Annotated in this window: 7 protein-coding genes; 4 read left to right on the top strand and 3 right to left on the bottom strand. The window is 45.4% G+C overall.

Going from position 1 to position 13,008, the window contains the following annotated elements:
• A complete protein-coding gene (locus L3V43_RS20050) occupies positions 1–4,983 on the bottom strand; it encodes a non-ribosomal peptide synthetase (RefSeq protein WP_237117259.1) in 4,983 nt (1,660 codons plus the stop codon).
• 162 nt (positions 4,984–5,145) lie between these two features.
• On the opposite strand from L3V43_RS20050, the gene purT reads away from it, so the two are divergent.
• The 3 genes from purT to L3V43_RS20035 all read left to right on the top strand — a co-directional run bounded on the left by purT (position 5,146) and on the right by L3V43_RS20035 (position 8,599).
• Positions 5,146–6,333 carry a formate-dependent phosphoribosylglycinamide formyltransferase gene (gene purT / locus L3V43_RS20045; RefSeq protein WP_237117258.1) on the top strand — a complete coding sequence of 396 codons (1,188 nt, stop codon included), beginning with the start codon at positions 5,146–5,148 and terminating at the stop codon, positions 6,331–6,333.
• Positions 6,330–7,223 (top strand): aldo/keto reductase, encoded by an 894-nt coding sequence (locus L3V43_RS20040; protein ID WP_237117257.1) that lies wholly within the window; start codon positions 6,330–6,332, stop codon positions 7,221–7,223. The genes purT and L3V43_RS20040 overlap by 4 nt, the downstream gene beginning before the upstream one ends.
• A 410-nt stretch (positions 7,224–7,633) precedes the next feature.
• Positions 7,634–8,599, top strand: a complete 966-nt coding sequence (locus tag L3V43_RS20035; protein WP_237117256.1) for a hypothetical protein — start codon at positions 7,634–7,636, stop codon at positions 8,597–8,599.
• A 91-nt stretch (positions 8,600–8,690) separates the two neighbouring features.
• On the opposite strand, the gene L3V43_RS20030 is transcribed toward L3V43_RS20035, so the two are convergent.
• Together L3V43_RS20030 and L3V43_RS20025 are read right to left on the bottom strand one after the other, a co-directional pair.
• Complete coding sequence (locus L3V43_RS20030; RefSeq protein WP_237117255.1) at positions 8,691–9,362, bottom strand: TorF family putative porin; 672 nt, start codon at positions 9,360–9,362, stop codon at positions 8,691–8,693.
• 269 nt (positions 9,363–9,631) lie between these two features.
• Positions 9,632–10,798, bottom strand: coding sequence for a hypothetical protein (locus L3V43_RS20025; RefSeq protein ID WP_199539667.1), 1,167 nt, complete (start codon positions 10,796–10,798; stop codon positions 9,632–9,634).
• Positions 10,799–10,997: 199 nt separating this feature from the next.
• On the opposite strand from L3V43_RS20025, the gene L3V43_RS20020 reads away from it, so the two are divergent.
• Entirely contained in the window at positions 10,998–12,941 is a 1,944-nt protein-coding gene (locus L3V43_RS20020) for an AsmA family protein (protein WP_237117254.1), read from the top strand.
• The last annotated feature ends 67 nt before the right edge of the window (positions 12,942–13,008 follow it).

Raw genomic sequence — 13,008 nt, 5'->3', positions numbered from 1 at the left:
CTATAGCTCCATCACCTGCGAAGAGGTGGTGGCAGGTGCGTCTTGAGATTGGGTGATATCACCCAGCTCTATGGTGTCTAGATATTGCGCCAGAGCCGCAACCGATGGGTTGGCAATGATCGCTGATAACGGGATCGCAATCTGGTGCCATTTATGGGCATTGCGCACGAGCTGCACTGCTAAGATGGAGTTACCACCTAGACGATAGAAATTATCATGGATACCGACTTGTTCCAGTTCTAATGTGGTTTGCCAAATTTGGCAAAGCGTCTGTTCAAGCGCTGTGCGCGGCGCAGCGTATTGGTTTGATGATGACATCTGCGGTAGCGGTAGTGCTTTGCTATCTAGCTTTCCGTTTACGGTGAGTGGCATCGCCGTGAGTTGGGTGATGCTATCCGGTACCATATATGCTGGCAGCTGCGTTCGTAGATGGTTAAGTAACTGTTCGGCGTCAAAATAAGCATGGCTTTCCATTACAGCATAGCCACTTAACGCCGTTTGATTTTGGCGTGTATAGGTGATCACTGCTGCTTCTTTAACACCGCTACAGCTGAGCAATTGGGATTCGACTTCACCAAGCTCGATACGATGACCCCTGATCTTCACTTGGTTATCCAAACGACCTAGGTATTCTAAATGACCGCTTGGTAATAATCTGGCGTTATCACCAGTTTTGTAAACGCGAGTGAGTTTGCCATTGAGCGTTAGCTCGAAAAAGCGAGTGGCGCTCAGCTCTGGTTGGTTCAAATACCCAATCGCCAAACCTGCACCAGAGATAAACAGCTCTCCAGGACAACCCACAGGTACGGGACGTAACTGACTATCCAGCACCCAAGCCTGCATATCATTGAGCGGCACGCCAATGTCAGCAATCTGGGTATTCATGTTAGGGTGTAAAGGTTGATAGGTGACATGTACTGTGGTTTCAGTAATACCGTACATATTGACCAATTGAATACGCTGACCAAAGCGTTGCCACCAAGGGCTCAGTTTATCGTAGTTGAGCTGCTCACCACCAAAGATCACAGTGCTAAGGCTATCGAGCGACGCCGCCGCAGAAATGGCAACATCACTAAAATTATAGAATGCACTGGGAGTTTGGTTAAGCACGGTGACAGCAAATTGCTCACACTGCTTTACAAAACCAAAACTGTCTCTTGCTTCTTCGTAACTTGGAATAAACAACCGACCGCCATGACACAGTGCTCCCCATATTTCCCAAACACTAAAGTCAAAAATCGTATCGTGATAAAGTACCCAAGTATCTTCGCTATTAAAGTGGTAAAGCGGTTGACTGGCAGATAGCAAGCGCGCAACATTTTTATGGCTTTGAATAACGCCCTTAGGTTGGCCCGTCGTACCTGAGGTGTAAATTATGTAGGCTGCAGAATCAGGCGACGGTTGGCAAAGTGCAATATCGCAAGGCGCGAATGTATTATCCAAGTTTAACAGTGGCCAATTTGATTGCTCATTTTCGCTCAAGCTTTGCTGACTTATGGTGTTAGTTAATACTAACTTGAGCTGAGCATCGTCAATAATAAAAGCATTGCGGGCAGTTGGCGCTCTTGGCGATAGCGGCACATAAGCGGCACCAGCTTTCATGATGGCGAGCATTGCAACCACTGTGTCAATGCCGGGCTGCAGGTATAGGCCGATATACTCAAGCGTACCATACTGCTTAAGAATATGTGCAGCAAGGCTGTCTGACCGAGTACTTAACGCCTGATAGCTTAACTCCGTTTGACTGGTGATAAGTGCAGTTTGCTGGTTGCGAGACTGCGCGTGATACGTAAATAGTGACAGCAAATCTTGGCTTTGGTGCTGCGCTATTTGAACATCGCGCTCAATATGGTTTTGTAAACTCAACTGCTCAAGTGGTAATTGCCCATCAACGCTGATAAGTTGCGCGAGAATATGACTAAAGTTGTCACTTAAGGCATCGATAAACCAAGGATCGTAGCGGTTTAAGTCAAACTCCCATAACATAGTGACCGAATCATCCTGATCTTGCCCCATACGGGTAAGCACCACGATATTAATCTCAAACTTAGCCGCTTGACTGCTGATTGCCTCGAAATACTCAATATCATCTAATCCCGGAAGCGTGAGCTCTGGGAGTGGTGAATCATGGAAGCTAAAACAGATCTGGAATAACGGATTGACGCCTTTGATGCGCTCAGGGTTTACGTCCGCGACGACTTCAGTAAATGGTAGGGTTTGATTGGCCAGCATATCGTTACTGACTTCAAAACAATGCTGTACCAGTTGTTCAACAGACATTTCTGGTGTTTGCTGTACTCGCGCCACTACGGTGCTGACGAGCATACCAATGGTATCATCCACATTGGTGTAGCCTCGGTTTGCAACGCCAGAACCAATACAAATATCCTGATCGCCACTAAAGCGCGAAAGGACAATATTTAATGCCGCAAGGGCAACGGCGAATGGGGTGATCTGATGCGCTTGGCTGTAGGCTTTTAAATTGTTCCATAGCGAACGAGGCAGTTTAACTCGGTGTGCGCGACCACGTTCGGTTGCGGTTTCGCCGAGACGAGAAACAGGTAAGTTAATACGGCTCGGTGCGTCTTGAAGTTGTGCCTTCCAAAATTGACGTTGCAACTCGGCTTGCTCTGTTCCCAACCATTGATGCTGATAGGCTGCGTAATCGGCGTATTGTGTGATCTCAGGCAAAGTACCTTGGCTTGCGCCATTCAAGCGCTGTTTATAACAACTAAATAGGTGATCAAGGAAGATGTTAGAAGACCAACCATCATGTACTAAGTGATGTTCAATATGAATAAGTACATGTTTATATTCGCTAATTTTTACAATTGCCCAGCGTGCCAGCGGTAATTGGTCAATCGCAAAAATATCATTCATATGACCATTAACGAGTTTATCGACCTCAGCTAATGCTTGTGCTTCTTGATACTCACTAAAGTCAAAGTAAGGCACATCTTGCTGGTAGTGCTTTGCAATATACTGCAGCGGCTCATGTAAGTCGTAGCTAGTACGGAAAATCGCATGGTTATCAACGATATCTTGTAATGCACCTTGTAGTGCAGGTACATTTAAATCGCCACTGAAGGTGATCGTACACTTTGCATGATAGGCTTTATCGCTTGGATCGGCTTTGGCTAAAAACCAAATCGCGCGTTGTTGCAGTGATAGCGGGGCGACTTCCTCAAAATCAGCACCGCGCTTTGGAATCGCAATGGTTTCAAAGTGTTGAGTTTGCATTGCTTGCCATACGTGTCCAGCACTACGATAGCGATAGATTAGATGTGTTGGCACGCTTAAGCCGAGCTGCTGAAATAACTGGTTGCTAAGGTTGATTGCGGAGATGGAGTCTCCACCTTGTTGGAAAAAATCTTGTTGCCAGCCAAGACCTGGCAAACAGAAACCTTGAAACTGCGCTAAAAAAGCTTGTTGTTCTTGGCTAAGCTGATCTTGCGGTTGGTCTTGTTGGCTACTTAATTCGTAATTAGCGAGTGCGCGGCTATCTACCTTCCCGTTTTCGGTCATGGGTAATGCGTCTAAACATTGATAGTGATCAGGCAGCATATAGTCTGGCAGTAGCTTTTCTGCTAACTGGCTGATGTGTTGTCCAAGGTCTGCTGTAGGTTCACTATGAGGAACGATAAAGGCTACCAAGAACTTAGCATTACCTCGTTGTACTACTTGGCAGCTTGCAAGTTTTACAGCCTCATGTTGGGCAACAACTTTTTCTATTTCACCTAACTCAATACGAAATCCACGTAGCTTAATTTGGTTGTCATTACGACCAACAAAATGATAATTATCACCGTCAAAACTTACTAAGTCGCCAGTTTTGTAAAGTCTAGCGAAGTGCACAGGATCGACTTCTGCTTGATAATATGGGTTGGCGATAAATCGAGATTTTGTGAGTTCAGGACGGTTTAAGTATCCTTTTGCTAAACCTGCACCACTAATATAGAGCTCACCGATAGCGCCATTGGCTACTTGTTGCAATTGCTCATCTAGCACATAAAGTCTGGTATTCACAAAAGGTTGACCAATATTAAATTCGGAGTCGGCATTGGTATATTCATTGGCGCAGGTGCACACGGTATATTCGGTAGGACCATAACCGTTAAACACTCGCGTGACTTCTGAAAGTCGAGAAAGCATTTCTAGATTTGGGGTTTCTCCTGCGACGATTAATTTGCGCATAGAGCGCAAATCACGGGGGTCCATCAAAGCCAGCAATGCAGGAGGGATAGCGCCAAATTGAATCGCATTTTTTGAGATCAATTGGCTTAGCGCTTTGGCATCACGTCGCTCGGTTTCTGTCGTTACAAATACAGTTTGGCCCAACATGATATGCACGAGCAGCTCAAATACACTGGCATCGAAAATATAAGAGGCAAACATCATAACGCGGTCAAGTTGGTCTAGTTCAAAGCGGCCAATTTGTGACTCGGCTAAATAAAGTAAATTTTGGTAAGGTACTTCTACGCCTTTTGGCGTGCCAGTGGTGCCCGAGGTGTAGATCACATAGGCAATATCACTCATTTTATAATCAGGAGTAACAAAGGCTTGCGTTGCAGGAGATTCGATCAACACTTGAGGTGTATGGCCAAATTGTGGCAGCGCTTGATAATGCCCATGGGTGACGATAAGCGCCGGTTGGCTATCTTCAAGAATAAACTCGCAGCGAGCTTTGGGTGCCTCAGTGGAAATAGGGATATAACCCAGTCCTGATTTGATTGCCGCTAAGATCCCCACGACCATATCAATGCCACGCTCGAGATATAGTGCCACATAAGGCGATTGAGATTGGCTCAGATTCGCTTGTTGCTGAATATTCGCGGCGACTCGTGTTACCTGCTCTTCAAGTGCTTTATAGGTGACTTGCGTACCGTTAAATATCAGTGCAACTTTATTGGCGTATTGGCTGAATGCTTGCGTTAATAAGATCTGCGGCTGAGTGCTGTAATCAATAGGAGACTGGGCGGTCATTGAAGTAATCCTTTAAATATAAAAATGCTCTTTGTGTACAATATGTAAAGAATGTGTTTGAAATGTGTATTTTGTGATTTCGAGTTGAATTGCCGTCTTCTCAGCTTTTGCATATGACAAAAAGTCGCTACCATGGGGCATCAAACCAACCAAGGAATCATCATGAAAATCAAACCTCTGGGCACGCCCTTTTCGGCAACTGCTTGCAAAGTATTACTCTGCGGTGGTGGCGAGTTAGGAAAGGAAGTCGTTATCGAATTTAAGCGCTTAGGTGCAGAAGTGATTGTCTTAGATCGCTACGACAATGCGCCAGCGATGCAAGTGGCAGATCGCAGCTATACCTTGTCTATGTTGGATGGTGAAAAACTCAAAGCGATTATTGAACAAGAGCAACCTGATTATATCGTGCCGGAAATCGAAGCCATTGCGACGGATAAGTTGGTGGAATTAGAGGCTAAAGGTTACACGGTGGTGCCAACCGCCAAAGCGACTCAACTGACCATGAACCGTGAAGGGATCCGCCGTCTTGCCGCTGAGACGCTTGGACTTGCTACTTCACCCTACCAATTTGTTGATACCTTGGCAGACTTTAATGCTGCTGTCGCGCGTATCGGCATGCCATGTGTGGTTAAGCCTATCATGAGCTCGTCAGGTAAAGGGCAAAGTGTGATTAAAAGTGCCGCGGATATCGAAGCGGCTTGGCACTATGCTCAAGAAGGTGGGCGTGCAGGTCAGGGCAGAGTGATTGTGGAAGGTTTTGTTGATTTTGACTACGAAATTACGCTGCTAACCGTACGCCATATCGATGGTACGAGTTTTTGTGAGCCAATTGGACATGTGCAACAAGACGGTGATTATCAGCAAAGCTGGCAGCCGCAGCAGATGTCAGTACTCGCGCTAGAGCGCAGTAAAGCGATGGCTGAAAAAGTCACGGCAGCACTGGGCGGTCGGGGTCTGTTTGGCGTTGAGCTCTTTATTAAGGGTGATGAAGTTTACTTCAGCGAAGTCTCACCAAGGCCACATGATACCGGCATGGTCACGCTTATCTCGCAAGACTTAAGTGAGTTTGCGCTGCATGCTCGGGCAATTTTAGGTTTGCCTATCCCCACCATTCACTTTAATGGGCCATCGGCATCTAGCGTGATCCTTGTCGAAGGGGAATCAACACAGCTACAGTTCAACAATCTTGCACAAGCGCTTGCAGAGCCACTAACGGATATTCGTTTGTTTGGTAAACCCGAGGTGAGTGGCAAGCGTAGAATGGGTGTGGCGTTAGCGCGCTCAGATTCGGCTGAAAGTGCTGTCGAAAAAGCCAAGCAAGTGGCTGCAACAGTAGGAATTACGTTATGAACTCAAACACCCGCGTACTTGACCCATTAGTATTGGGGTTTTGGCGGCTATTAGATTGGCAAATTACGCCGCAAGAAAATTTACGCTTTTTAAAGCAAGCGATTGAGCTTGGAATACGCGATACTGATCATGCTGATATTTACGGTGAGTATCAGTGTGAGGCGGAGTTTGGCAAAGCCTTAGCGCTTGAGCCTAGCATTCGAGAGCACATTCGGATCATCACTAAATGTGGCATTAAGCCCGCATTTCCAAGCTTGGGACTAGTGGGAAAGGCGAACCACTATGATTCGAGTAAGGCGCATATCATTGCCCAAGCGCAGCAGTCACTAAAGCATTTCGGCACGGATAGGTTAGATGTGTTGTTGATCCATCGCCCGGATTATCTGATGGATGCTGATGAAGTTGCCGATGCGTTTAATACCCTCAAACAAAACGGCGATGTGCTGCATTTTGGGGTCTCGAACTTTACACCGAGCCAGCTTGCCTTATTGCAATCGAGACTCGATTTCGCTTTAGTGACCAACCAAATTGAGTTTTCACCTTATGAGATGAAAGCGCTTGACGATGGCACGCTTGATCAGTGCCAACAACTAGGCATGAACCCTATGCTGTGGTCGCCATTGGCAGGGGGGAGAATATTCTCCAGTGAAGATGAAAAAGCCAAACGCCTGCGAGCGGTGCTAAAGCAAGTGGGTGAAGAGATTGGTAGCACTGAAATTGATCAAGTGATCTACGCATGGCTTGCCATGCACCCATCGAAACCTGCCACTGTGCTTGGAACGGGAAATATCACTCGAGTTGCCAGCGCGTTTGCTTCACAGTCACTTAGCATGAGTCGCGAGCAGTGGTATCGCATTTGGACAGCGTCTACTGGGCATAGCGTACCATAACCGATTAGTTTGCCCTGAAGTTATTTGGGGCAAACCACGGCAATAAATTTGAGCCAGTTATAATATCAGTTGCATTCAAACCCCAGGTATCGTAGTTTGTTAAAAAATTTATCAATTAGAACAAATAAATAGCGAAGTTTTTCCTAGTAAACATAAATAGCTTGGCAGTAGCTGAGAGCACTACTTTTGAACTTTAATACTTATCTCAAACTACTTGTATATTGTCTCTTCTTTTGATTATTTTGTACTTTCATTTCTAAAAAGGAGTTAAATAAATGAAATGTATAATCTCAGCGGTGCTATTCTTGATGTGCATATTGGCCACCAGACCTGTATTTGCGAATTCGAGTGCGTCTGATTATCGAGGCCAGTTTTGCAGCTTATGTACATCTGAAAGTAAAGCTCAGAAGATGGCTAAAACTTATGCACCACAAAAAAGCTGCTATCCATTAAAACCTAGCGCGCCTATGACCCCTGAAAACATGCAGTGTACTTCTGCAAAAAAACAGGTTTTTCTTGTACACCCTGCAAGTGGAACGACTTACGGTTTTTGGGTTACGCATGAAGATTTTTTACCCTATGATGTCAAAGTGACTGCCTTTTCGTTAACGGAAGTGCAAAAAAAGGTCTTTGCAGAGGCGGCCAGTTTTTATGAAGAGATGAAGCACGTGCTAGCAACTACCTCAAGTCAGAATGTGAGTCGTTATGGTTTGTCAAACGTGCGTAGCCAGGCTCAGCAGCCAGAACAATCGTGCCCATCAAATTCTGCGCTAGCAACTTTGCTCGACCCCTCAAAAATGATGGCACTGGAGGAGCTTGCGTTGGCTGAGATTACAGTTGGGATGGGTGACGGTATTGATGTTAATAAGAGGATTTATCAAGGCGCGCGTTTCACTGGAGGTTCCGTGAGTCTATCTCATTTTGGAGCGAGTGTGTCAGTCAGTATATCTGAACATGAGCAACCGCTAGTTTATGCTAAGACGTTTTATGAAAATGAAGAGTCTAGCTCATTTCGTGATGTGCTAGCGTTGAGCATAGATCATATCGGTTGGGATGCTGAAAATGTACCTTTGTTGGGTATGAAGTTGAATAAAGCTCATTCGCGAGTTGCTGGGGGGAAAAGAATTACGACGCTATTGCAAGCACTTCATGGGCCGCAAGAAATTACTAATGAGTGTGTTTTATACCAGCTAGAAAAATTAAGTCAGTTCGGACAGTTGAAACTTAAGGATGGTTCGGCGACTCGGTTTGGTAATCCAGGTGGAATTCCGCCAGAGTCTGGAGACAGCAGTAAGGTAACAGGTTGCACAATTCACTTTTACAATTCTCGCAATGAATTACAGTACGTTTTTAATGTTCCAAACTCAGAATGTTGAAGAATTAAAAAAAGGGCCTTTCGGCCCTACGTGTTGCAGCAAGTAAAAAATAAGGTGATGCGGCTGTCACAGGGCCGTTCACCTTTGGTCATCACAGATTAAAATCTAATCCATAACTTACGTATGCTTTGATATCGTCGCTACTGTCTAGGTCGGTTTTTACTAATCCGAAGGTAAAGCCTTGCGTAGATAAACTCACCCCGTAATCCATATAAGCGTCGTCTTCTCCTGTCCACTCAAGCACTGTATCTCCGCTGGAGCGACCAATATGTAGAGTTAATTCACTGTCTTTAAAAATGGGGAAGCTGGCCGACACTTCGGCATATAGCATGTCTTCTTCTGTGGTTGAGTCGCTTTGCGCTGTAGCTAAGTGGCTGAGTTTAAACGTAAAGTATTGCCAGCCAAGCGCGGCGTAAATCTCGCCAAAATCAATATCTCCACTGGCATCGGGATAGGCGTAGTGGATATAACCGAAATCAAAACTCATGCCCTTGATTTCTCCAGCGTAACCCACGTACAGATCCATTTCGTAACTGGCGGAGTCGCCAAAGTCGATGTTAGAGACCCAAGTGCCTGCATAAAACCCTGACTCATTGCTATAATCCAAGCCGCCAGACACCGCTGCGCCGTCATCAGTCTGGGTGATACCACGCCAGTAATAATTTGAGCTTGCCGCAATATTCGCGGTCACTTCCGCCTGAGCAGAGACACAAAAGCACGCAGTCAGGCCGCCGAGTAGCATAAGCAAAGGTTTGTTTTTCATTCTGTTTTCCCCATTGAACGCAGAGTTATTATTCGGTTGTTGTCATTGCATTTTCTGCAAAGAGTAAGTGCAAGGGGGAGGCCAATGTCAGGAAATAGTAGGGAATTTATTCTATGTTATTAAAAATATTGGAAATTAATTTCTGATTTTCGAAAATAGGACAGAGTGATTTGCATAAATGTTGCACATAGCTGGTGCAAAGTACCATAGCTTGCACAGTATTAATGCAAGCTATGGATTGCGCTAGCCGTTATTGAAGTTTAGGTTAGTTATCCAAAGATGGTGCGCATTAGGCTGATGGTTTCATCAACACTGCGGCCTTTTTCCACTTCAGCGACTATCGAGTCACGTTTGGCGCGAATATGTTCTGGAATAGACTCATCCGCGAGTGCGCGGTCGACTAACACTTCAGCTGACTCTTTACCGCGGCGTACGGTCTTTTTGCCACCACTGCTGCCGCTGCGCTTAGGCTTATGCAGTAGCTTAAAGTAATTGGAGTTAGTGGCGGTGTCTTTATCCGCGTAATAAAACAGGCATGGTAGCAGCGCTTTAATTTCAGCAAGTTGCGTTTCAAACTCATCCACAGGAGCGGCCATCGTATACCATGGCATTGCTTTAATGGTGCTGACGACATCGGTCCAGTAACGCTCAAAATCGCGATTGTTAAGTTTAGCAACACCAAGCGCTTGGCACAAAGCGTCAAGCTTGCTCGAGGTTATTGGAGTGAACACATCAGGGCGACGCATTGCTAATAGGCGAGTAGCTGGTGCAAGCGTTGGCTTTTCCTCGCTGCCAGCAAAAGCGCTTAAATACCCCACCATAAATGACTGATAATGCTCGAGCGTCACGTCACCTTCTGCCGGGATTGTGGCTAGCGCTTCATCAAAAGCACCCGGAAGGTCGTCTAATAACTGGTGAAAGCCTTTTGCACTTTTGGTGGAGGCAAACCACTCCACGTCAAACTGATACACGCTGGTATCTAAATTTGCAGCATGCTTACCGCTAAAGGCGAGGCGATCTTCTTTGATCATGTCTTTAAGTGGAGTGCTGCGCATTGGTTTAAGGTATTCAATCAGTTTTAATTGCTCATCTAGTACAATCACTTCTTTGTGACCGGTAATAAATGCAGCCACCATAGGCCAAGGCGCAATGCGTAACGTCTTGAGTTGTAAAAAGCTAATCGCTGCGATGAGCAGATCTTGTAGCTTTTTCACTGTGGGTAATTGATGGTCATCCAGTAAATCAAAATTGATACGATTTTTCGCCACATCAAGCAGTTCATAACACCAACCAAGAAAATCTTCAGGATGATTTTCCACCTTAACCGCCATCAGATTAAGGCTGATCTCCGTGGCCTGTTTGAGGATATTTTGATAAATCTGACTTTCTTGTTCGCCCAAGGCCATGTTTGACGGTGATACGAGCAGTTTCTTCATGCGGGTTAGATACTCCAAGTTTGATTAATAAACCAACCAGTAAAATATAGCTAATGACGCTAAAAACTGGCAAGGGCGAGGATCATACCGATTAGTCAAAAGGTTGCAATCGCTCAGTACAAATTATTTGCCTTTATTCATGGTATATTCGACTACAGCCGTTATCATAAAGAGAACCAAGCCTTACGAAGGAAAAGCAATGAACCGGCTAGTTAAAATCGTAGGCGCCATTGTCGCGCTTATTATTATTCTTGTTATCGCAGCCCCGTTTTTAATCCCCAAACAGGCAATTATTGACCAAGTCACGTCACAGGTTGAGTCAGTGACAGGTAGAAAACTGTCGATCGATGGCGACTCTGACATCGGTATTTTCCCAACGCTGCACATTGAGCTAAACCAAGTGCGATTTGCCAACATGGCAACGGGCAGTCGCCCAGATATGTTCGCTATGGAGCAACTTGCCGTGCATATTCCGTGGTTAAGTGCGTTGTCTGGTGAAGCTAAGCTTGAGCGCTTTGTGATCAATAATCCTAAAATTATTCTAGAAACCGACAAACAAGGTAATGCTAACTGGCAGTTGCTACCCACCAGTGCAGAAAACACGCCAACGGCGCAAACCAGCTCAAAAGGTAATATGCAGTTACCGGAAGGCTTAGATGTTAGCCTTGGCGAAGTGGCGATTTATGGTGGCTCGGTGACTTATCTTGATGGTGTGACAGGCGCTGAATATCAGGTAACTGATTTAGACATTAGCGTGATGCTATCGTCACTGTACCAACCATTAGAAGTCGACGGCAAGCTGACTTTTCAAGGTCAAACTTTTAACCTAGTTACTACACTCGATAATCCAGCAAAGGCGATCGAAGGTGAAACCTTTAATGTTGAACAACAAGTAAAATCAGCGCTGTTCAACCTTGACTATAAAGGTGAAATTGCAGAGCAAGGTAAAACCATTCGCGGTCAATTAGCCTTGTCTGGCGACTCGGTAAAAGCGCTAGCTAAGTGGCAGGGCGTTGATCTAAAAGCCAAAGAAAATGCGTTCAATGACTTTGGCCTAAATGCTAAAATGACGACGCAAGGGCAAGTTTTTACTCTCAATGCCTTAGAAGCGACCTTGGACGAATTGGTAATAAAGGGTCAAAGCAAAGTCACCCTCTCAGGTAAGCCTGATATTGTCGCTAGCGTTGACCTTGGCATGTTAGATCTTAACCCGTATTTACCAGAACCTGTGGAAAAGCCACAAACGCAAACTGAGCCAGAAGGCGCACCAGCACAGCCTATCGTGTGGGATGACACTGCAATTGATTTGTCAGCACTTAATAGCCTCAATGCGAATGTGAAGATCACCTCAACAGGGCTACGTGCGAGAGAAATTAAGCTTGGCGAAAACCAAATCAGCTTAGTGCTTAACTCAGGTAAGGCGACACTGAGCTTAGATAAGTTCCAAGCCTATGAAGGTCAGGGTAAAGGTAGGGTTGTTGTAAATGCGGCTGCAAAACCTTATACCATCAGTACTGACTTTGCGTTAACGGCAATTAATGCCGAGCCACTACTGACCGATGCCATTGGCTTTGACAAAGTATTGGGTAAAGGTAGTCTTAATTGGGCGTTAAACACACAAGGTATCAGTCAAAAGCAATTTGTGAATGCCCTAGGTGGTAAATTAGGTTTTGAGTTCAAAGATGGTGGGGTAAAAGGCGCAAACCTTGCTGAGATGATCCGTAAGGGCAAAGAGATGCTCAAAGGTGACTTCTCTTCGGTATCGCAAGGACTCAATGCCAATTTCGACCCAGATCAAAAAACCGACTTCTCAGCCATGACTGGCACCTTTGTCTTCACCAAAGGCGTAGGTCAAAACGATGACTTCTCGTTGGCAAGCCCGTTACTACGAGTGACAGGCAAGGGCACCGTTGATTTACCACAAACTTTAGTTGATTACCGTGTGGTGACTGGAATTGTTGATACCATTGAAGGGCAAGCCAGCAGCGATGACAGTACCGGCTTTAAAATTCCGGTGCGGATCAAAGGTCCATTCCACAAAGTTGAAACTAACCTAGACCTAAAAGAAGCGGCAAAAGACAAAGCCAAAGACAAGGTTAAGGATAAGGTAAAAGACAAACTTAAAGGTTTGTTTGGTGGATAGATCTTTATGACGCTTCAATAAACAGCTCATCTGTTTGTTTTAAATCAATTTCAGCTTAACAAGGGCT

Origin of the sequence: Pseudoalteromonas sp. L23, from assembly GCF_021728455.1 — a bacterium.
Taxonomy (GTDB): domain Bacteria; phylum Pseudomonadota; class Gammaproteobacteria; order Enterobacterales; family Alteromonadaceae; genus Pseudoalteromonas.
The sequence above is the reverse complement of the archived record's forward strand: the minus strand, read 5'-3'. Positions and strand labels throughout refer to the sequence as shown.